Source organism: Bradyrhizobium sp. AC87j1 (assembly GCF_002936975.1).
Lineage (GTDB): Bacteria > Pseudomonadota > Alphaproteobacteria > Rhizobiales > Xanthobacteraceae > Bradyrhizobium > Bradyrhizobium shewense.
The window spans coordinates 83,563-104,017 of the sequence record NZ_PTFE01000015.1; the positions used below are offsets into that span (position 1 = coordinate 83,563).

General features: G+C 64.4%; 17 protein-coding genes. 7 read left to right on the forward strand and 10 right to left on the reverse strand.

Annotation, left to right across the window (positions count from 1 at the left end):
• Positions 1-88 precede the first annotated feature (88 nt).
• On the reverse strand, positions 89-2,881 hold the full coding sequence (gene ppc / locus CV770_RS11120; RefSeq protein WP_104462358.1) for a phosphoenolpyruvate carboxylase: 2,793 nt from the start codon (positions 2,879-2,881) through the stop codon (positions 89-91).
• A 1,322-nt stretch (positions 2,882-4,203) separates the two neighbouring features.
• On the opposite strand from ppc, the gene CV770_RS11125 reads away from it, so the two are divergent.
• Complete coding sequence (locus CV770_RS11125) at positions 4,204-5,121, forward strand: NADP-dependent oxidoreductase (protein WP_104462359.1); 918 nt, start codon at positions 4,204-4,206, stop codon at positions 5,119-5,121.
• A gap of 79 nt (positions 5,122-5,200) precedes the next feature.
• Here the strand turns inward: CV770_RS11125 and CV770_RS11130 are convergent, their stop codons facing one another.
• The 4 genes from CV770_RS11130 to CV770_RS11145 all read right to left on the reverse strand — a co-directional run bounded on the left by CV770_RS11130 (position 5,201) and on the right by CV770_RS11145 (position 9,182).
• Positions 5,201-5,605, reverse strand: a complete 405-nt coding sequence (locus CV770_RS11130) for a YccF domain-containing protein (RefSeq protein WP_104462360.1) — start codon at positions 5,603-5,605, stop codon at positions 5,201-5,203.
• A 159-nt stretch (positions 5,606-5,764) separates the two neighbouring features.
• Entirely contained in the window at positions 5,765-6,559 is a 795-nt protein-coding gene (locus CV770_RS11135; protein WP_201759797.1) for an enoyl-CoA hydratase/isomerase family protein, read from the reverse strand.
• Between the two features lie 133 nt (positions 6,560-6,692).
• Entirely contained in the window at positions 6,693-8,237 is a 1,545-nt protein-coding gene (locus CV770_RS11140) for an acyl-CoA synthetase (protein WP_104462361.1), read from the reverse strand.
• A gap of 135 nt (positions 8,238-8,372) precedes the next feature.
• Positions 8,373-9,182, reverse strand: a complete 810-nt coding sequence (locus tag CV770_RS11145) for a crotonase/enoyl-CoA hydratase family protein (RefSeq protein WP_104462362.1) — start codon at positions 9,180-9,182, stop codon at positions 8,373-8,375.
• A gap of 116 nt (positions 9,183-9,298) precedes the next feature.
• Here CV770_RS11145 and CV770_RS11150 point away from each other — a divergent pair, with 116 nt between their 5' ends.
• Together CV770_RS11150 and CV770_RS11155 are read left to right on the forward strand one after the other, a co-directional pair.
• Complete coding sequence (locus CV770_RS11150; RefSeq protein ID WP_104462363.1) at positions 9,299-10,171, forward strand: SDR family oxidoreductase; 873 nt, start codon at positions 9,299-9,301, stop codon at positions 10,169-10,171.
• 278 nt (positions 10,172-10,449) lie between these two features.
• Positions 10,450-12,027 carry a fatty acid--CoA ligase gene (locus CV770_RS11155; protein ID WP_104462364.1) on the forward strand — a complete coding sequence of 526 codons (1,578 nt, stop codon included), beginning with the start codon at positions 10,450-10,452 and terminating at the stop codon, positions 12,025-12,027.
• 120 nt (positions 12,028-12,147) lie between these two features.
• Here CV770_RS11155 and CV770_RS11160 read toward each other — a convergent pair whose 3' ends face one another.
• Positions 12,148-13,422: an acyl-CoA dehydrogenase family protein gene (locus CV770_RS11160; protein WP_091953479.1), complete on the reverse strand. Its 1,275-nt coding sequence runs from the start codon at positions 13,420-13,422 to the stop codon at positions 12,148-12,150.
• Positions 13,423-13,635: 213 nt separating this feature from the next.
• Here CV770_RS11160 and CV770_RS11165 point away from each other — a divergent pair, with 213 nt between their 5' ends.
• Complete coding sequence (locus CV770_RS11165) at positions 13,636-14,415, forward strand: enoyl-CoA hydratase-related protein (RefSeq protein ID WP_104462365.1); 780 nt, start codon at positions 13,636-13,638, stop codon at positions 14,413-14,415.
• A gap of 213 nt (positions 14,416-14,628) precedes the next feature.
• On the opposite strand, the gene CV770_RS11170 is transcribed toward CV770_RS11165, so the two are convergent.
• The 3 genes from CV770_RS11170 to CV770_RS11180 are packed head-to-tail and all read right to left on the reverse strand — an operon-like array spanning position 14,629 to position 16,781.
• The gene (locus CV770_RS11170; RefSeq protein WP_091953486.1) at positions 14,629-15,006 is read right to left on the reverse strand and encodes a DUF6285 domain-containing protein; all 378 of its coding nucleotides are present in this window, start codon (positions 15,004-15,006) and stop codon (positions 14,629-14,631) included.
• 3 nt (positions 15,007-15,009) lie between these two features.
• The gene (locus CV770_RS11175; protein ID WP_104462366.1) at positions 15,010-15,996 is read right to left on the reverse strand and encodes a phosphotransferase family protein; all 987 of its coding nucleotides are present in this window, start codon (positions 15,994-15,996) and stop codon (positions 15,010-15,012) included.
• A complete protein-coding gene (locus CV770_RS11180) occupies positions 15,993-16,781 on the reverse strand; it encodes an enoyl-CoA hydratase/isomerase (protein ID WP_104462367.1) in 789 nt (262 codons plus the stop codon). Before CV770_RS11180 ends, CV770_RS11175 begins: the two co-directional genes overlap by 4 nt.
• 167 nt (positions 16,782-16,948) lie before the next feature.
• On the opposite strand from CV770_RS11180, the gene CV770_RS11185 reads away from it, so the two are divergent.
• The 3 genes from CV770_RS11185 (at position 16,949) to CV770_RS11195 (ending at position 19,815) form a co-directional block, all read left to right on the forward strand.
• Positions 16,949-17,728, forward strand: a complete 780-nt coding sequence (locus tag CV770_RS11185) for an SDR family NAD(P)-dependent oxidoreductase (protein WP_201759798.1) — start codon at positions 16,949-16,951, stop codon at positions 17,726-17,728.
• Between the two features lie 130 nt (positions 17,729-17,858).
• The gene (locus tag CV770_RS11190; protein ID WP_201759799.1) at positions 17,859-18,239 is read left to right on the forward strand and encodes a VOC family protein; all 381 of its coding nucleotides are present in this window, start codon (positions 17,859-17,861) and stop codon (positions 18,237-18,239) included.
• Positions 18,240-18,537: 298 nt separating this feature from the next.
• Entirely contained in the window at positions 18,538-19,815 is a 1,278-nt protein-coding gene (locus tag CV770_RS11195) for an acyl-CoA dehydrogenase family protein (protein ID WP_091953501.1), read from the forward strand.
• A gap of 112 nt (positions 19,816-19,927) precedes the next feature.
• On the opposite strand, the gene CV770_RS11200 is transcribed toward CV770_RS11195, so the two are convergent.
• Positions 19,928-20,455: glutathione S-transferase C-terminal domain-containing protein (locus tag CV770_RS11200; RefSeq protein WP_201759800.1), on the reverse strand; the 528-nt coding region annotated here is incomplete at its 5' end.

Consider the following 20,455-nt stretch of genomic DNA (forward strand, 5'->3'; position numbering starts at 1 on the left):
TTGACCCGGGCATCCACGTCTGTCCGCGATTGCTGAAGCGCGTGGATGGCCGGGTCAAGCCCGGCCATGACGACCGAAGGTGTAGCCCCTACCCCGTATTCCTCAGCCCCGCCGAAATCCCGTTGATGGTCAGCTGAATCCCGCGCAGCACCTGCTCGTCCGGGTTCTGCGCGCGGTGCTCTTTCAACAACTCGACCTGCACGTGGTTGAGCGGATCGAGATAGGGGAAGCGGTGGCGCACGGAGCGCTCCAGCAGCGGATTGCCCTGCAGCAAGCGGTCCTGCCCCATGATGTCCAGGAGCGTCTCGATGCAGGAATGCCATTCGCGGCGGATGCGCCCAAAAATCTTCTCGCGCAACGCTTCGTCCGGCACCAGCTCGGCATAGCGCGAGGCGATCGCGATCGAGCTTTTGGCGAGCACCATGTCCATGTTCGAGAGCAGCATGCGGAAGAACGGCCATTCCCTGTAGAGCTCTTTCAGGAACGGCATGCCCTTGTCGGGATGCTCCGCGATCCACTGCTCGACCGCGCTGCCAAAACCGTACCAGCCCGGCAGCATCAGGCGGCACTGCGCCCAGGAGAACACCCAGGGGATGGCGCGAAGATCCTCGATCGCACGGGTCTTCTTGCGCGAGGCCGGACGGCTGCCGATGTTGAGCGTCGCGATCTCGTTGATGACGGTCGAGGCCCAGAAATAATCGACGAAGCCGTCGGTCTCGTAGACGAGGCCGCGATAGGCTTTGAAGGCGAGGTTCGACAATTCGTCCATCGCGGTCAGGTATTCGCGGCGCGGCGCGCTCTGGCGCGGATTAAGCAGGCTCGCCTCCAGCGTTGCGGCGGCGAGGATCTCCAGATTGTTGCGGCCGACTTCGGCGTTGGAATATTTCGACGAGATGATCTCGCCCTGCTCGGTGATGCGGATCTGGCCGTTCACGGCGCCGCCGGGCTGCGCGATGATGGCGTCATAGCTCGGACCACCGCCGCGGCCGACCGAGCCGCCGCGGCCGTGGAACAGGCGCAGCCGCACGTGATGCCGCTCGAACACTTCGACGAGACCGATCTCGGCCTTGTAGAGCTCCCAGCCCGAGGTGACGAAGCCGCCGTCCTTGTTGCTGTCGGAATAGCCGAGCATGACCTCCTGCACGCTGCCGCGGCTGTCGATGAGGCGGCGGTAATCGTGCAGCGACAGCATGCGGTCCATGATGCCGCTGGAGGCCTGCAGATCCTCGATGGTCTCGAACAACGGCACGATGTTGATGGCGCTGCGGCCGGAGGGATGGACGAGGCCGACCTCTTTCAAGAGCACCGCGACCTCGAGCATGTCGGACATGCCCTTGCACATCGAGATGATGCATTGGGGAATTGCGTCCGAGCCGAACATCGCATGCGCTTCCGCGGCGGCATGGAAGACGTTGAGCTCGCCCATGGTCTCGTCGCTGTACTTGACGAAGGGCGAGACCAGCGCGCGCGTCGAGCGCAGCTCGTTGGTGAGCAGCGAGATGCGCGCCTCTTCGCCGAGCGCGAGATAGGACATGCCGGGATTGGCGGCATCCATCAGCTCGGCGATGGTGCGTTCGTGCACCGCCGAGTTCTGACGGATGTCGAGCCGGGCGAGATGGAAGCCGAAGCAATCCACCGCGCGCCGCAGCAGCCGCAGCCGGCCGCGGGCGATGACGCGGGCATTGTTGGAGATCAGCGAACGGTGCAGCACATCGAGATCGGCCTGCAGCTCCTTCACGCTCGCATATGGCGCGCCCTTGCCGACCGGCCGGCGCGTGATCTCGACCGCGAGCTTTTCGGCCGTCGCGGTCAGGCGCGCGTAGATGCCGGAGACCGCCAGACGATAAGGCTCGCCGCTCCGGTGCGGCGAGGTATCCGGCGAGCGTTCCGCCAAATTGCGCAGCTCTTCGGAGACGTCGGCGAGATGCGCCGCGATCGACAGTTCCGAGCCGAGCACGTGCAGCTCGTTCAGATAGAACTGCATCACCCGGCTCGACTGCAATCGCAGCGTGCCGCGCATGACGTCGGCGGTGACGAAGGGATTGCCGTCGCGGTCGCCGCCGATCCAGCTGCCCATGCGCAGGAACGAGGCGAGCTCGGAGGCGGCCTGCTCGCCGCCCTCCTCCAGCCGGTCTTCGAGCGCGTTGACCAGCCGCGGCACCTCGCGCAGGAAGGTGTAATCATAGAACGACAGGCCGTTGGCGACCTCGTCGAGCACGTTGAGCTTGGTCCGGCGGAGCAGATTGGTCTGCCATAGCGTCAGCACCTCGCGGCGAAGCTGCTCGTCACTGGCATCGGCCTCCTCCGCAGTCAGCGCGACGCGCTCGCGGCGGTCGAGCAGGCCGGCGACCTCCATCTCGCGATCCATGGTGCTCTTGCGGCGGACCTCGGTCGGGTGCGCGGTCAGGACCGGGCTGACCAGCGCGGACTTGAAGAAGCTGCGCAAGGCATCGGCACCGATGCCCGCCGCCTTGGCATGGGCCAGCGTCTCGGCCAGCACGCCGGTGCTCTTGCCCGCGCTGCGGGCGCGCATCTGGCGGATGTTGTTCTGGTCCTCGGCGATGTTGGCGAGGTGGGAGAAATAGCTGAAGGCGCGGACGATCCGCACGGTTTCCGACGTCGACATACCGTCGAGGATCTGCTCGAGCTCGCGGCGGGCGAGCCGGTCCTCGTCGCGGTGGAACCGGATCGAGGTCTGGCGGATGCGCTCGACCAGGTCGAACAATTCGGCGCCCTCTTGGTCCCGCACGGTGTCGCCGAGGATACGCCCGAGCAGGCGGATATCGTCCCGCAGGCGGGCTTCCGCTTCCGTCACCTGAACGTCCTCGGGACGGTTGGGGCGATGCTCAGTGGCGTCGGATGGTATGGTCTGGAGGGACATGGCTCGCTCCTCTTCAAGAGCTCCCTACGGCTCCTCAGTCTGGTGGAGTGTGCGATATTTTTCTGCCGCAGTGCAAGACGAAGTTGGCGGCGGTGCAAACTGCCGGCCACGCTCGTGTCCCGGACGCGCTGCAACGCCCTTAGCGTTGCTGCGCAGAGCTGGGACCCAGGAGCCGCCGAGCACGTTGCCGCATTCTGGGCCCCGGCTCAGCAGCGCACCGCTGAACCGGACGATGCTTCGCATCGCCGGGAGAGCGCTGCGCTGCGTCCGGGGCACGAGAGCTCTCCCATTTATCTCTATTGACACGCCTTCGCCTTCCCGCGGCGTATTCCGCCCGAGCTTTGCTGTCCGTTTCGCCCTCATCGAAGAGAAAGGGCGCAGGGAAGGCCGGGCGCCGGCTGGCACCCAGGGTCCGCACGCGGAAGACGCACGCGGGGTGACCACAGGTGACGCCGGGACATCCCGGCCTTCCCTGCGCAATGGTTTTACGGCTTATGGCGCGCTCTCCCCGGGGAGCGATGCACTATTGCCCCCGTCGCCTTGCAGATCACCGATGCGCGCACCCGGTCGGGCCGCTCCATCACCGCAAGCCTTGACGCACAGACCCCGGGCGTCAGGACCACACGCTTTTGCCGTCCGCGGACGTCCCTCCCCGGACAGTGAAAGCTCGCGCGTGCTCGCTTCCAACGCCGTAAAGAAACGCTGTGACCGCGCCGTGTCGTGCCGCGGATCGCGATGGCTCACAGGGGTCGCCCGCCCTGCCATCCCGTCACGCGCCGGCGCTGCCGCGTCCATCGCATCCCGGCCTACGTATCGTGACGATCGCGAAACGTCCCTTTGACGGGCCGGAATGTCTTGCGGTTTACCCGAAAGAGCGAATTCGGTCAATCAGAATATTTTGCGACCCTGTCCCTTGACCTGCATGGGGCGTGTTTTGCCCGTCGGCACCGCGAGGGATTGGGGGCGAAGGCGGCTGAGCTGCGCGTAGAATGGGTAGAGCCCTTGCGAAACCCATCATGCCTCGTCAACGGTCGGGTTGATGGGTTTCGCTCGCGCTCTACCATCCTGCGAGCTCAATCTGTTCGCCGTCTCAATGGCTCTTGGTACAGCCGAATTTTGCAATCTTGGTACTGGTTTCATGACCGGGCGTAACGCATCTAACTGCTAGCACCACGACCGAAGCGATCCCGATCGGCTCAGTGGGAGCCCGGTCAATGCAGATCGCGGACACTTGCACACTGTCTGGCAGTTTGTGGATAGCCGTCGCGCTCACGCTGACTGCAATCGTTGCATCAAGAGACAATGACTGAGGAGATGATCCAATGAAGGCGATCGTTGTAACGGAACAGGCCGCGGGAACGGCGGGGATGAAGCTGGTGGACCGGCCCGAGCCGCAGGCTGCGATAAACGACGTGGTGGTTCAGGTTCATGCGTCGGGATTTGTCCCGACTGAGCTGACGTGGCCTTCGACCTGGACTGATCGCCTCGATCGCAACCGAACACCATCGATCCCTGGACACGAGCTGGCCGGAGTGGTCACTGCTCTTGGCTATGGAACGACAGGGCTGGTGTTGGGACAGCGGGTGTTCGGCCTGGCGGACTGGTATCGCGACGGCACGCTGGCCGAGTATGTGGCGATCGAGGCGCGCAATCTTGCGCCGCTGCCGGGCGACGTCGAGTTCACAGTGGGGGCGAGCCTGCCGATCTCGGGGCTGACCGCATGGCAAGGGCTGTTCCAGCATGGCCGTCTCAAATCGGGGCAGAGCATCCTCGCACACGGCGCGGCCGGCGCGGTCGGATCGATGGTGACGCAACTCGCACGAGAGGCCGGCGCCTACGTCATCGGCACCGGACGCGCCGCCGACCGTCAAACGGTGCTCGACCTGGGCGCAAACGAGTTCGTCGACCTCGACAAAGCCTCGCTGCAAGACGTCGGCAAGGTCGATCTGGTGTTCGATGTCATCGGCGGTGACATACAGAAGCGGTCGGTAGAACGCATTCGAGCCGGAGGAACATTGGTGACCATCGTCGGGCCGGCCGAGGCGCGGCCCTCCGATGGATTGGCGGTCGACTTCGTCGTCGAGTCGGATCGCGCCCAACTCAGTGAGATCGTCCAGCGGGTGCGGGATGGACGACTGCGGACGAACATCGGCAAGGTCTCGACCTTCGACGATGCGGTCGCCGCCTTAAATCCGACCGGGCGACGCAAGGGAAATACGATCATTCGCATTCGTCCCTGAGGGAGCATGCTCATTGATGTCCGCAGCGCGAAGGATGAGGTGCACTTGCGAAACCCATCCTACGAGCCACGAGTTGGCCTCACGCCGGCACGATCACCTTGCCGATCGGCCAGAGCGCGATGCCTGCGAGCTTGAGATGGGCCCAGGCGAAAGGAATGCCGACGATCGTGATCGCGAGCGCCAGTGCGGTCAACAAGTGGCCGAGCGCCAGCCACCAGCCGGCGAGCACGAACCAGATGATGTTGCCGATCACCCCGAGTGGGCCGGTGCCGATGTCCTCAATACCGGTGACGTCGTAGCGGTTGACCGCACGCGAGCCGAACGGCAGCAGCGTGTAGACGGCGATGTTGAACGCCGCCCGCGCCCAGGGCAGGCCGATGATGGTGACGGCCATGATGACCGCGGCGATCACCCAGCCGAACGCCATCCAGGCGCCGCCGAAGAGGATCCAGAGCAGGTTGAGCAGGATGGAAACGGGAGCCATGGGATGATCCGCAGGTGGATGGTCCCGTCTATATAGGCACGAAATCTGTCTCTGCTAAGACGGTAAGGTAGCCCGGATGGAGCGCCGCGCAATCCGGGATTCTGTCACAAGCACCGTCCCGGATTACGCTTGCGCTCCATCCGGGCTACGAACCGGCGGCTACCGCCCCTCGAATTTCGGCTCGCGCTTTTCCATGAAGGCCTTCATACCCTCGGCCATGTCCTGGGTTTTGAACAACGGCAGGAGCTGGAGATAGACGTGGTGGACATGGTCGTGGAAGTTCTCGTTGAGACCCATCCGCATCATGCGCTTGGAGGCCTGCACCGCCAGCGGCGCGTTGGCGGCGATCTCGCGGGCGACCGCCGTGGCGCGGTTCATCAGCTTGGCATCCGGCACGACCTCGTTGGCGAGGCCCCATTCCAGGCACTCGCGCGCGCCGAGCGTGCGGCCGGTGAAGATCAGCTCGGAGGCCTTGGCCCAGCCGAGCATGCGCGGCAGCAGCCAGGTGCCGCCGGATTCCGGCACCACGCCGCGCTTGACGAAGGCGGCGGCGAGCTTTGCGGTTTCCGCCATGATGCGGATGTCGCAGCCGAGCGCGGTGTCCATGCCGTAGCCGGCGGCACCGCCGTTGACGGCGCAGATGGTCGGCTTGTCCATTGCCTGCAACACCGTCGGCGGCGTGTTGCGCAGATTAATCGTGGTCGGCGAGGACGCGGCGCTGAGGCCGTTGCCGTCGCGCTCCTTGCGCAAGTCGAGGCCCGCGCAGAACGCCCTGCCCTTACCGGTGAGGATCACGACGCGGACGTCCTTGTCCTCGTTGGCTTCGGTCAGGAGCCGCGCCAGCTCGTTGAGCATCGGGCCGGAGATCGTGTTCATCCGCTCCGGCGCGTTCAGCGTGATGGTCGCGATGTGATCGGCGACTGTGTAGAGGACTTCGTTCGCGGCGTCGCTCATGACAAATGTTTCCTTGTCCCTGATCTCGTAGGGTGGGCAAAGGCGCGTTTGCGCCGTGCCCACGATCTGTCTCCGTAAGCGAATTTCGTGGGCACGCTTCGCTTTGCCCACCCTACAGGTCCTCGTGGAATTGTCAGATCTTCCGCCCCGCCTGCTCCCAATAGGGATCGCGCAGGCGGCGCTTGAAGATTTTGCCGGAGTCCTCGCGCGGCAGGCCGGTGCGGATCTCGATGTGCTTGGGCACCTTGTAGTCCGCCAGATGCGTCTTCAGCGCGGCGCGAACACCTGCGGCCTCGAGCATGACGCCGGCTTGCGGCTCGACCACGGCCATCAGCGCCTCGCCGAACTCGGCATCGGGGATGCCGAACACGGCGCAATCGTGCACGCCTGATACGGCGTGGAGCACCGACTCGATCTCGGCCGGATAGATGTTGACACCGCCCGAGATCACCATGTCGCGCTTGCGGTCGCAGATGAAGACGTAGCCATCCGCGTCGATGTAACCGACATCGCCCGAGGTGATGAAGCCGTCGCGGTCGATCTCCGCGCGCTTCTCGGGCTTGTTGTGGTAGGTGAAATCGGCAAGCTCGGCCATACGGGAATAGATCTCGCCGATCTCGCCGACGCCGAGCACGCGGCCGTCCTCACCGAGGAAGCGCAGCTCCGCACCGGGCGAGATTTTGCCGACGGTGCCGGGCTTCTTCAGCGCGTCCTCGGACGTCGCGAAAGTGACGGCGCTGGATTCGGTCGAGCCGTAGAATTCGTAGATCACCGGCCCCCACCATTCGATCATGGCGCGCTTGACGTCGGCCGGACAGGGGGCGGCGGCGTGAATGACGTGGCGCAGCGAGGAGACGTCGTACTTCTTGCGCACCGCCTCCGGCAGCTTCATCAAGCGGATGAACATTGTCGGCACCATGAAGATGGTGTCGATCCTGTAGCGTTCGATCACTTCCAGAAATTCTTCGGCTTCGAACCGCGGCATCAGCACCAGGACGCCGCCGAGCGTTCCGGCGCGGATGCCGAACGAGTTCGGCGCGGAGTGATAGAGCGGCCCCGGCAGGATCGCGCGGGCGCCGGGCTTGAGGCCATAGATCATCGCGCGCATGCGCTCGCCAGCGGCCTGCTGCTCCGGCGTCGGCGCATTGCGCCGCACGCCCTTGGGATGGCCTGTGGTGCCCGACGTATAGATCATGTTCATCGGCTGCGGCACGACCGGGCCGTCATAGGGCTGGAATTGCGCGAGCCAGGATTCGAAATCGATGGCGAAGTCCGGCGTCTTCAGATGATCGGGATCGATCTTGTAGTTGGACAGGATCTCCGGCGGCGTCGGCACGCTGAGCACGGCGACGCCCTCAGGGATCGCATCGCGCAAGGCGTGCAGCATATCGGCATGTCCGATCAGGACGGAGGTGCCGGTGTCGTTCAGGATGTAGGTGATCTCTTCCGGCTTGAAGTGCCAGTTGATGGGAACGCCATAGGCCCCGAGGCGCATCGCGGCGTAGGCGGCCTCCAGGAAGGCGATGTCGTTGCGCATCAGCATGCAGACGCAATCACCTTGGCGGACGCCGATCTTGGCGAGGCCTGAGGCGATGCGGTCGGCGCGGGCTACGACCTCAGTGTGGGTGCGGCGGCGCTCGCCGGAGACGATGCCGAGGAATTGGGACGTTTCGCTCATTGTTGTTTTTCTTTGTTGCTTGGCGACGATGCCAGTTAGTCGTCGTCACCGGGCTCGTCCCGGTGATCCACGTTCTATTCGTCGCCTCGGCAAGAACGTGGATGGCCGGGACAGGCCCGGCCATGACGGAGAACGTTAGTCAACATACTTTGCCGCGCGCTTCTCCAGATTCGAGCGCACCGCTTCGGTCTGGTTCGCGCTGCCGATCAGCTTCTGCTGCTCCACCGACTCCGCCAACAATGCCGGACCCGGATCGACCGAGAGATTGTTAAGCAGCCGTTTTGCCGCGCGGATCGCATCGGGGCTCTTACCGGCGATCTCGCGCGCGACTTCGAGCGCCGCGGCGCGCGGGTCGTCGCAGATGCGCGTGGCGAGGCCGTAACTCATCGCCTCCTGCGCGGAGAAGATGCGGCCGGTGTAGGTGAGATCGCGCAAAATGTCGTCGCGCACGAGGCTTGCAAGGATCGGCGTCCCCGCCATGTCAGGCACGAGACCCCATTTGATCTCCATGATCGACATCCGCGCGTCCGCGGAGAGGAAGCGCATGTCGGCGCCGAGCGAGAGCTGGAAGCCGCCGCCAAAGGCGACGCCGTGCACGGCCGCGATCACGGGAACCGGAAGCTGACGCCAGCCCCACACCGCCTGCTGCGGAAAATTCGCCTGGCCGTGGGTCCGCTTGGTGAGATCGCGATTTTCGCCACCCGGAATTCCGTTGCCGCCCTTCTCCTTCATGGCGGCAAAACGCCCCATGTCGAGACCGGCGCAGAAGGCGCGGCCTTCGCCTGACAGCACGACGACGCGCACGCTCTTGTCCTTCGAAAGCCGGTCGGTCGCGGCGACAAGGGCCTCGAACATCGCCTGATCCAGCGCGTTCATCTTGTCGGCGCGCATCAGGCGCACATCGGCGACGCCTTCCGAGATCGAGATCGAGACGCGCTCTTCCATGGATGAATTCTCCCCTAGTTCTTGCCTGTTCTTGTTCAGTGCCGCTTTACAGGAAGCCGGCGGCCGGATTTAGTCAATCGACCAATTAACTGACAATCCGTACGGGAGAAACAGCCATGTTCAAGGAAAATCTTCTGGCCGGACGGCGCATTCTCGTGACCGGCGGCGGTACTGGGCTCGGCAAGTCGATGGCGGCGCGCTTCCTCCAGCTCGGCGCCGAGTTGCATATCTGCGGCCGGCGCAAGATCGTCTGCGACGAGACCGCGACCGAGCTGATGGCCGAGTATGGCGGCCGCGTCACCAGTCACGGTGTCGACATCCGCAACGCGCTCGCGGTCGAGGAGATGGTGGAGACCATCTTCCGCGACGCGCCGCTGACCGACCTCATCAACAACGCCGCCGGCAATTTCATCTCGCGCAGCGAGGACCTGTCGCCGCGCGGCTTCGATGCCGTCGCCAACATCGTCATGCACGGAACGTTCTACGTGACCCAGGCGATCGGCAAGCGCTGGATCGCGGCCAGGCAACCCGGCAACGTGGTCTCGATCACCACGACCTGGGTGCGCAACGGCTCGCCCTACGTCGTGCCGTCGGCGATGAGCAAGTCGGCGATCCACGCCATGACGATGTCGCTCGCGGCCGAATGGGGCCGATACGGCATCCGCCTCAACACCATCGCGCCCGGCGAAATCCCGACCGAGGGCATGAGCAAGCGCATCAAGCCCGGTGACGAGGCTGGCGCGCGCACCAAGGCGATGAACCCGATGGGCCGCGTCGGCACAATGGAGGAATTGCAAAACGTCGCCGTGTTCCTGATCTCCGGCGGCTGCGACTGGATCAACGGCGAGACCATCGCCATGGACGGCGCACAGGCGCTGGCCATGGGCGGAAATTTCTACCAGCTCCGCGACTGGAGCGACGACGACTGGAAAACCGCGCGCGAGAGCATCATGGCGCAGAACGAGAAGGATCGGGCGAAGCGGGGGTGATGGCGCCTTGCCAGGGCGAGGACGTGTAAGGGGCTGACGCTTTCGCCCCACCCTCACCTGTCGTCCCCGCGAACGCGGGGACCCATAACCACAGGGAGAAGTGTGGGGCGAGACGGTAACTCCGAGTTATCGTAAAACTTCTCCCTGTGGTTATGGGTCCCGGATCTACGCGCGCTTGAGGCGCGCTTGTCCGGGACGACCGCGAGGCTCCCACCTTGTCTTCCCCCGCGGATGACGCCACACTCCCGGGCATAAAAACAAGACGCCACGGGAGAAACATGTTCACACAGCCATTGGCAACTCTCGCCGACATGGTGCGCGAACGCGCCAAAAGCCGCGGCAACGCCATCGCCTACGAGTTCGAGGGCCGCCTCACCAGCTTTGCCGAATTCGACGCGAGGACCAACAAGGTCGCCAACGCGCTGATTGCGATGGGCGTGAAGAAGGGAGACCGCATCGCCTATCTCGGCAAGAACAGCGACCTCTATTTCGAGCTGCTGATGGGCGCGATGAAGGCCGGCGTCGTGACGGCGCCGGTGAACTGGCGGCTCGCGGGGCCCGAGGTCGCCTTCATCGTCGAAGATTGCAAAGCCGCGGTGCTGTTCGTCGGGCCGGAGTTCATCACGCAGGTCCGCCAGATCAGGGATCAGCTGCCGGGCGTGCGCACGGTTATCACCACGGAAGGCGGCGCGCCGGGATGGCAGGATTTTGCGGCCTGGCGCAATGCGCAGAGCGGCGACGATCCCGGGGTGCCGATCAACACGAAAGACATCGCGATCCAGCTCTACACATCGGGCACCACGGGCAAGCCGAAGGGCGCGATGCTGAGCCACGCCAACTTCCTCAACCTCGTGCAATCCGGCAATGCCGAGGACAAGCCGGAGTGGAACCGGTGGTCGACCGACGACGTCTCGCTGGTGGCGATGCCGGTCTTCCACATCGGCGGTTCCGGCTGGGGCGTGATGGGCCTCTATCACGGCGCCCGCGGCGTCATCGCGCGCGAGTTCGACCCGACCAAGATTTTGGATTTCTTCGAGCTATCAGGCATCACAAAGCTGTTCATGGTGCCGGCGGCGATGCAGTTCGTGGTGCGGCAGCCGCGCGCCAGGACGGTGGACTTTTCGCGATTGAAATACATGCTCTATGGCGCCTCACCGATACCGGCGGCGCTGCTGAAGGAGTGCATCGAGGTCTTCAAATGCGGCTTCGTGCAGCTGTATGGCATGACCGAAACCACGGGCACCATCGTCGCGCTGCCGCCGGAGGATCACGTCGAGGGGCTGGAGCGGATGCGCTCGGCCGGCAAGGCGCTGCCCGGCATCGAGCTGGCGATCCTGGATGTGGACGGCAAGCCGTTGCCGCCGCGGCAGGTCGGCGAGATCGCGACGCGCTCGGGCTCCAACATGGCCGGCTATTGGAACCTGCCGGAGGCGACCGCCGCGACGCTGCGCAGCGACGGCTGGTTGCGCACCGGCGATGCCGGCTACATGGACGAGGACGGCTATCTCTACATCCACGACCGCATCAAGGACATGATCATCTCGGGCGGCGAGAACATCTACCCCGCCGAGGTCGAGAGCGCGCTGTGCGATCATCCTGACGTCGCCGAAGCCGCCGTGATCGGCGTGCCCGACGACAAATGGGGCGAGGCGGTGAAAGCGGTTGTGGTGATGAAGCCCGGCAAACAGGCGAGCGCCACCGACATCATCAACTTCACCCGGACGCGGATCGCCGGCTACAAGACGCCGAAGAGCGTGGAGTTCTTGCCGGCGCTGCCGCGGAATCCGAGCGGCAAGATCTTACGGCGGCAATTGCGGGAGCCGTATTGGGCGGGGAAGGACCGGCGGGTGAATTGATCCGCAGTGCCGTAGGGTGGGCAAAGGCGCGAAGCGCCGTGCCCACCATTCTTCAACAGTCGCGAGCGAGGTGGTGGGCACGCTTCCGCTTTGCCCACCCTACGAGAGCGGTGCAGGCCGCTAGTGCTTCCCCGGGCCCATATAGCCGAACAGGAACCCCGCGACCTTCCGCATCTGGATCTCTTCGCTGCCCTCCGTGATACGATAACGGCGGTGGTGGCGGTAGATGTGCTCGAACGGCTTGTGGCGCGAATAGCCCATGCCGCCATGGACCTGCATGGCGCGATCGGCGGATTCGCAGCAGAGGCGGTTTGCCCAGTAATTGCACATCGAGACGCGGTCCGAGAGCGTACGCTCGATCTGCTCCTCGGTGAGCTGATCCATCTCCCAGGCGGTCTTGCGGATCAGAAGGCGCAGCATCTCGGCCTGCGTCGCAAGCTCGACCAGTGGGAACTGGATCGCCTGGTTCTCGGCGAGCGCCCGGCCGAAAGGCTTTCGGTCGCGCGCGTATTTCACACTCTCGTTGATGCAATAGACCGCCGCGCCGAGCGAGCTCGCAGCCTGACGGATGCGGTTCTGATGGACAAAACACTGCGCCAGCGACAGGCCGCGGCCGACCTCGCCGAACAGCGCATCCTCAGGCACGAACACGTCGGTAAAGCTGACGCGGGGGTGGTCGGTCGGCATGTTGAAGGTCCACATGTATTCCTCGACCTTGACGCCATGGCTCTTGGCCGGAACCAGGAAGCAGGTGATGCCGCGGGCATCGCCGTCATTACCGCTGGTACGCGCGAACAGCGCACAATGCGTCGCGACGTGCATGCCTGTGGTCCACATCTTCTCGCCGTTGATGATCCAGCCCTTGACGTTGTCGCGGGTGGCCGGCACCGCGCGTGTCTCCATGTGGGTGGCGTCCGAGCCGTGATGCGGCTCGGTGAGACCGAAGGTGATGCGGTACTTGCCCTTGATCGAGCCGTCGATCATCGCCTTCTGGTCGTCGCGGCCGTAGCGGTCGAGCATGGTGACAACGGGGAAGTTTCCGACGACGGAGTGCTCGTTCTGCAGATCGTTGTGCAGGCCGAGACCCTTCGCGGCAAAGTGCTCGCGGATCACGGCCATCCAGAGGTTGGAGCCATCCTTGCCGCCATATTGCTTCGGCACCGGAAAGCGCAGGTGGCCGGCGGCGTCGGCGAGATCCTTGGCCTTGCGCAGCAGCGCTTCCCATTCATGGCGCGGCAGGCCGCCATTCTCGAAATCGGTGCGCGCCCATTCGCGGCGATGATCGAAGAAGCGGATGTTGTCGTCGGCCTCTTCCAGCGGCTTGATCTCGCGTTCGATGAAACGATCGAGCTCTCCGAGATAGGCGACGAGATCGGCTGGCAATGAGAAATCCACAGGTTCTCTCCCGGATTGATTTTATCGTTTTGCGTTAAGGCGCTAGGCGCGTTTTTGCTTCGCACGATTAAGCGGAGAAGAGCGCGTGCAAGTCAAGCAAAGCGAGGCGTGTGAGGCACGCAAGGCGCACCAGCGCAATTCGATGGTGCTCCAGCGCCGACGCGCGGTACTATGCCGGCAATATTCCTTCGGAAGAAAATGCGGGAGCGCGCGATGGAGCTGAAATTCTCAAAGGTGGAACGCAAGGGGCCGATCACGATCGTCACGCTGTCGCGTCCCGAGGTCTACAACGCGCTGCACACCGATGCGCATTTCGAGCTGCAGAAAGTGTTCGACGATTTCTCGGCGGATGCCGAGCAGTGGGTCGCGATCGTCACCGGCGCCGGCGACAAGGCGTTCTGCGCCGGCAACGATCTGAAGTGGCAGGCAGCGGGAGGAAAACGCGGCTGGGACAAGGGCGGCTTTGCCGGCCTCACCGCGCGCTTCGACTGCGACAAGCCGATCATCGCAGCGGTGAACGGCGTCGCCATGGGCGGCGGCTTCGAGATCGCGCTCGCGTGCGACCTCATCATTGCCTCGGAGACTGCGACCTTCGCCCTGCCCGAGCCGCGCGTCGGCCTTGCCGCGCTCGCCGGCGGCCTGCACCGGTTGCCGCGGCAGATCGGGCTGAAGCGCGCCATGGGCATGATCCTCACCGCACGCCATGTCAGCGCCAAGGAAGGCCATGAGCTCGGCTTCGTCAACGAGGTGGTGCCGCAGGGCGAGGCGCTCGCCGGCGCGCTGCGCTGGGCGGAGATGATCACCAAGAACTCGCCGATGTCGATCCGCGCCTCGAAGCAGGCCATCCAGAAGGGGCTCGGCGTCTCGCTGGAGCAGGCGATCGAGGAGCAACGGGATTATCCGGCGGTGAAGGCGATGGTGGCCTCGCAGGACTACATCGAGGGCCCGAAGGCGTTCTCGGAGAAACGGCCGCCGAAATGGGTGGGGAAGTAGGCGGTCTTTCCGCCGTCATTGCGAGCGCAGCGAAGCAATCCAGAAATGCATCCGCGGAAAGGCTCTGGATTGCTTCGTCGCAAGAGCTCCTCGCAATGACGGGGAGAGGTCTGGCCGCCTCGCGACAGCTGCGTAGGATGGGTAGAGCGCAGCGAAACCCATCGATGGCAGAGCGAAACCTGAGATGATGGGTTTCGCTGCGCTCTACCCATCCTACGAATCGCGCCCCAGCTCCCTTTTGTACGACGCGTAGTTCGGCTGATCGACGGCGAGCTTGTCCATCGTGGTCGCCCACAGGTGCTCGGCTAGGCCCGGCGTTGCGAGGTCAACCTCGTCGTTGGCGATGCGCTCGGCGAGCGCGTGGTTGAGTTCGGTTACCGATCCGTCCATGCCGAGCAGCGCGCGCAGGCGCACCACTTCCGCAGCATCACTCCCCTCCTCCCGCGTCAGCTGCCGCGTCACGAGATCGAGAATGTTGACGGCTACCCGCAGCTTGAAGGCCTGGTGGCCGGAGATCAGCGGCGTGATGTCATTGCGCAAGAAATCGGCGACCGATTTGGTCAGCTCGATCGGCGTCGGTTCGTCCTGCATGTTTCAGCTCCCGCGCGGCGCCAGCAGCCGCAACAGATCGATTTCGGTTTCGCTCGCACGGCGGCCGATCATGGCGCGTTCCATGGAATGGTCAGGGCCCTCGCGAAAGCGCTGCATCATGCCGCCGCACATGATGCCCCAGCGCAGCGTGCCCATGACTTCCCAGAATTTCACGCGCGCGGGATCGACCTGGCGGCCCGCGGCCTCATAACCCGCGAACAACTCCTCGCGCGAGCCAAAGCCGCCGACGGGCTTGTCGATTTCGCCGAACCGCCAGGAGTTGACGCAGACCCAGCCGAGATCCTCCATGGGATCGCCGAGATGGGCGAGCTCCCAATCGAGCACCGCGCGCACGCCATCGCGGCCGATGATAAGATTGCCGTTGCGGAAATCGCCGTGCACCAGCGTCTCCTCGGCCGACGGACCCGGATCGTTGTCGCGCAGCCAGCGCAGCGCCAGCTCGAACACCGGCTTGGGCCAGTTCAGGCTGCGATAATCGCGCTCGAACTCGGAAATCTCCTGGGTCGCCGACCTGCTGCGAAGCTCAGGCAGCTTGTCTTTTGGCAGTCGATGCAGGCCAGCGAGAATGCAGCCGATCTGCCGCGCCAGATGCGGCCGCGCCGCCGCATATTCGTCATCGCGAAGAATCTTGCGCGCGATGGTCTCGCCTTCGACCCTTTGCATGATGAAGCCGGTGCCGAGATCATCCTCCGGCACCAGCACATGCATCACACGCGGCGATGGCACGCCGGCCTCATAAGCGAGCTGCATCAGCTGCGCTTCTGCGGCAAGGCCGGCCGCGCGCGTGGGCGCCGCGCCATAACCCTTCGGCGAGCGGCGCAGGATCGCGCCGATCACACCATCGGAATGCGTGATGTCGAAGCGCCAGGTTTCCTGACTGGCACCGCCCGACAGTTTGGCCGCGCCAGTGACGCCGGTCGCGCCCTTGCACCAGCGCCGGACGCTGCGTGAAAGCTCGGCCTCGATCATTTGCCTTTGAACTGCGCGGGCCGCTTTTCCAGGAACGCGCCGACGCCCTCTCGGAAATCCTGGGTGTCGCCGGCGCGGAGCTGGCACTGGAATTCGAGGTTGAGCTGATCCTCGAAGGAATTTTCCGGGCTGTCCCAATAGAGCTTGCGGATCAGCGACAGCGCCACCGTCGGGCCGCTGGCGAGGTCGCGCGCGAGCTTCATCGCCTCCTCCATCAGCACGCCGTCATCGTAGACGCGGTTGACGAGGCCCCATTCCAGCGCCTTCTCGGCCGGCAGCCGCTCGCCCATCAACGACAATTCGATCGAGCGCGCCCGGCCGACGAGGCGCGGCAACAGCCAGGTCGAGCCGCAATCCGGTACGAGGCCGATGCGTCGGAAAGCCTGCAGGAAATAGGAGGACCGCGCGCACAAAATCATGTCGCCGAGCAGCGCGAAGCTCATGCCGGCGCCTGCGGCCGGGCCATTGACCGCGGTGACGATCGGGCAATGCAGGTTGCGGATGCGGCGCAGGAACGGGTGAAAGCCGGTCTCCAGCGTCAGGCCTGCCTTGGTCTTCTTCGACTGGTTGTTGCGGCCCTGCAGATTGGCGCCGGTGCAGAACGCCCGGCCCGCGCCGGTCAGCACCACGCAACGCACCTCGTCCTTCTTCTCCTCGATCGTATCGAGCGCTTCGGCGAGACCGCCCAGCATGTCCACGGAGACCGCGTTCATCACCTCCTGATGGTCGAGCCTGAGGATCGCGACCGAGCCATCGAAATCGAGCGTGACGTGTTTGAACTGCATGGTTTCCTCGTGAGTTGCGGCCTGCGTCAGTTTCGCAGACCGGAATTACTTTTGCCGGGGCGCATATTTGATTTTTGGCGCGGTCTTGTCCATGGTGATCAGAGCATAGCAAGCAATCTTGCGCGCAGCGGCTGATGCGCCGCATACCCAAAAACAGGAAACGCGCCATGAACCTTTTCGACCTCTCCGGCCGCGTGGCCGTGATCACCGGAGGCAATGGCGGCATCGGCCTCGGCATCGCGCAGGCGCTCGCCGGCCAGGGCTGCAACGTCTCGATCTGGGGCCGCAATCCCGACAAGAACAAGGCTGCTACCGCGAGCTTGGCGGGGCTATCAGGCAAGGTCGACAGCCGCGTCTGCGACGTCACCGATCCGGCCTCGGTCAACGCCGCGATGAAGGCCACGCTCGACATTTTCGGCCGGGTCGACGGCTGCTTCGCCAATGCCGGCATCGGCGGCGGTGGCCGGCGTTCCTTCATCGAGCGCACCGAGGAGGAATGGCGCACGATGTTTGCGACCAATCTCGACGGCGTGTTCCACGCCTTCCAGGCCGCGGCGAGACACATGACCGATCGCGCCAATGCGGGCGACCCCTTCGGCCGGCTGGTCGCGACCTCGAGCCTCGCCTCGATCTTCGGCACCGCGCGCAACGAGCATTATGCCGCGACCAAGGCCGCGATCAACGCGCTGGTCCGCGCGCTCGGCGTCGAACTCGCCCGCCACGGCGTCACCGCGAACGCGATCCTGCCTGGCTGGATCAAGAGCGACATGACCGCGGGCATCATGGCCAACGAGAAGTTCGTCGCCAACGTCATGCCCCGCATTCCGGTGCGCCGCTTCGGCGAGGCCAGCGATTTCGGCGGCATCGCGGTGTATCTGATGAGCAAGGCGTCGTCGTATCACACCGCCGACACCTTCGTGATCGACGGCGGCTATACGGCGTTTTGAGTCTCGTAGGGTGGGCAAAGGCGCTCTTGCGCCGTGCCCACGGTTAGCATTTTCGAATGTCGTGGTGGGCACGCTGCGCTTTGCCCACCCTACGGCTTCTCGTTTTGTCAGCGCAGAAGGGAATGGGCAAATGTTCTCACACATCATGATCGGCACCAACGATCTCGACAAGGCCAAGACGTTCTACGACGACCTGCTGAGCACGCTCGAAGTGCGGCCGGCCAGGGTCGACGGCCACCGCATCTTCTACATCACCAAGACCGGCGTGTTCTCGGTGTCGAAGCCGATCAACGGCGAGCCGGCGACGTGCGCGAATGGCGGCACCATCGGCTTTGCCTGCAATTCGCCGGAGCAGGTCGATGCGTGGCACGCGGCGGGCCTCGCGGCCGGCGCAAAATCGATCGAGGATCCACCCGGCATCCGCCAGGGTCCGGGCGGCAAGCTCTATCTCGCCTATTTGCGCGACCTCGACGGCAACAAGATCTGCGCGATGCATCGGATGCCGGCGTGATCTAGCCACACCCTCGATGTCATTCCCCGCGAAAGCGGGGAATCCAGTACGCCGCGGCTTTCTCGATTCAATCACTGCCGCCTCTGGGATACTGGATCGCCCGATCAAGTCGGGCGATGACGGCGGAGAGTGAGGCGCGCACCTGCCGCCTCGCCACCCCCATTCAAACAACATTTCAAACGCCCTCGCGATATTCCATCGCGTGGCATGGCTGCGCGTGAAAAATGCGCGCTCGCACTTTGGTCGCGCTGCGACTATTCTTGCGCCCAGAACGATCTCAGCGTCCCCGGGAGGAACAATGACAAAACACACCTATATTCCCCGCACCACCAACTACACCCTCAATCCCGGCGACGAGCTCAACGACCTCCGGATGTCGGACCAGGTCCGGCCGCTCTACGATCACGTCAAGAAGTTCATTCGCGACACCGTCGAGCCGATGTCGATCGAGTTCGCCAAGGCGGGCGAAGGCAAGGAAGATCGCTGGAGCTTCACGCCGAAGCAGCTCGAGGTGCTGGAAAAGGCCAAGAACAAGGCCAAGCAGGAAGGCCTCTGGAACTTCTTCCTGCCCGATGACGAGACCGGCCAGGGCCTGAAGAATCTCGACTACGCCTATATCGCCTCCGAGCTCGGCAAGAGCCCGCTGGCGTCGGAGAGCATGAACTGCTCGGCGCCCGACACCGGCAACATGGAGGTGCTGGAGCGCGTCGGCACCAAGGAGCAGAAGGAGAAGTGGCTGAAGCCGCTGATGAACGGCGAGATCCGCTCGGCCTATGTCATGACAGAGCCGAACGTCGCTTCCTCCGACGCCAAGAACATCTCGACGACGGCCAAGCTCGTCGGCGACGAATGGGTGATCAACGGCGAGAAGTATTACATCTCCGGCGTCGGCGATCCCCGCTGCAAGATCCTGATCGTGATGGTGAAGACCAATCCGGATGCCGCGCCGAGCAAGCAGCAGTCGCAGATCCTCGTGCCGCGCGACACGCCCGGCGTCGAGGTGCTCGGGCCCATGTATGTGTTCGGCCAGGACCACGCCCCGCGCGGCCACATGCACATGCGCTTCAACAATGTCCGCGTCCCCAAGGAGAACATGCTGCTCGGCGAAGGCCGCGGCTTCGAGATCTCGCAGCTCCGCCTTGGCCCCGGCCGTATCCATCACTGCATGCGCACCATCGGCAAGGCCGAGAAGGCGCTCGACCTCATGGTGCAGCGTGGCCTCACCCGCGAAGCCTTCGGCAAGAAGATCGCCCATCTCGGTGGCAACATGCAGATCATCGCGCAGGCCCGCTGCGAGATCGAGGCCATGCGGCTGATGGTGCTGAAGGCGGCCAAGGCGATGGACGTGCTCGGCAACAAGGAGGCCCGCGTCTGGGTCTCCATGGTCAAGGCCATGGTGCCGGAGCGCGCCTGCAAGATCATCGACCAGGCGATCCAGATGCACGGCGCCACCGGCATCTCGCACTGGACCCCGCTCGCGGAGATGTACCAGGACGTCCGCCATCTGCGCTTTGCCGACGGTCCGGACGAGGTGCACTGGATGGTGGTCGGACGCCACGAACTGAGCATGGCGTGATCAGATGCCGTAGGGTGGGCAAAGGCGCGCTCTTCGCGCGCCGTGCCCACCATCGCGACCTCGCAAGGAATGGTGGGCACGCTTTCGCTTTGCCCACCCTACGAAGATCGAACTACGTCGCCGCCTCGACCTTGTCCTGCGTCTTCGTCTCGAAATCACTCGCATCATGCCGCTCGTGGAGCTGGCTGGCGGGATCGCCGGAGACGCGGTTGACCATCCGGCCGCGCTTCACGGCGGGGCGCTGCGCGATCTGGTCGGTCCAGCGCTGCACGTTCTTGTAATCCTGCACCGAGAGGAATTCGCCGGCGCCATAGACCAGCCCCTTGGCGAGCGCGCCGTACCAGGGCCACACCGCCATGTCGGCGATCGTATACTCCTTGCCCGCGAGATATTCGTTGTCGGCAAGGCGCCGGTCGAGCACGTCGAGCTGGCGCTTGGTCTCCATCGCGAAACGGTCGATGGCGTATTCGATCTTGAACGGCGCATAGGCGTAGAAATGGCCAAAGCCGCCGCCGAGATAGGGCGCGCTGCCCATCTGCCAGAACAGCCAGGACATCGCCTCGGTGCGGCTCTTGATGTCCTTCGGCAGGAAGGCGCCGAACTTCTCGGCGAGATAAAGCAGGATCGAGCCGGACTCGAA

What these genes read in the sequence shown, in the direction of transcription:
- ppc (WP_104462358.1), bottom strand. Translation starts at nt 2,881, where the DNA reads ATGTCCCTCCAGACCATACCATCCGACGCCACTGAGCATCGCCCCAAC.
- CV770_RS11125 (WP_104462359.1), top strand. Translation starts at nt 4,204, where the DNA reads ATGAAGGCGATCGTTGTAACGGAACAGGCCGCGGGAACGGCGGGGATG.
- CV770_RS11130 (WP_104462360.1), bottom strand. Translation starts at nt 5,605, where the DNA reads ATGGCTCCCGTTTCCATCCTGCTCAACCTGCTCTGGATCCTCTTCGGC.
- CV770_RS11135 (WP_201759797.1), bottom strand. Translation starts at nt 6,559, where the DNA reads ATGAGCGACGCCGCGAACGAAGTCCTCTACACAGTCGCCGATCACATC.
- CV770_RS11140 (WP_104462361.1), bottom strand. Translation starts at nt 8,237, where the DNA reads ATGAGCGAAACGTCCCAATTCCTCGGCATCGTCTCCGGCGAGCGCCGC.
- CV770_RS11145 (WP_104462362.1), bottom strand. Translation starts at nt 9,182, where the DNA reads ATGGAAGAGCGCGTCTCGATCTCGATCTCGGAAGGCGTCGCCGATGTG.
- CV770_RS11150 (WP_104462363.1), top strand. Translation starts at nt 9,299, where the DNA reads ATGTTCAAGGAAAATCTTCTGGCCGGACGGCGCATTCTCGTGACCGGC.
- CV770_RS11155 (WP_104462364.1), top strand. Translation starts at nt 10,450, where the DNA reads ATGTTCACACAGCCATTGGCAACTCTCGCCGACATGGTGCGCGAACGC.
- CV770_RS11165 (WP_104462365.1), top strand. Translation starts at nt 13,636, where the DNA reads ATGGAGCTGAAATTCTCAAAGGTGGAACGCAAGGGGCCGATCACGATC.
- CV770_RS11170 (WP_091953486.1), bottom strand. Translation starts at nt 15,006, where the DNA reads ATGCAGGACGAACCGACGCCGATCGAGCTGACCAAATCGGTCGCCGAT.
- CV770_RS11175 (WP_104462366.1), bottom strand. Translation starts at nt 15,996, where the DNA reads ATGATCGAGGCCGAGCTTTCACGCAGCGTCCGGCGCTGGTGCAAGGGC.
- CV770_RS11180 (WP_104462367.1), bottom strand. Translation starts at nt 16,781, where the DNA reads ATGCAGTTCAAACACGTCACGCTCGATTTCGATGGCTCGGTCGCGATC.
- CV770_RS11185 (WP_201759798.1), top strand. Translation starts at nt 16,949, where the DNA reads ATGAACCTTTTCGACCTCTCCGGCCGCGTGGCCGTGATCACCGGAGGC.
- CV770_RS11190 (WP_201759799.1), top strand. Translation starts at nt 17,859, where the DNA reads ATGTTCTCACACATCATGATCGGCACCAACGATCTCGACAAGGCCAAG.
- CV770_RS11195 (WP_091953501.1), top strand. Translation starts at nt 18,538, where the DNA reads ATGACAAAACACACCTATATTCCCCGCACCACCAACTACACCCTCAAT.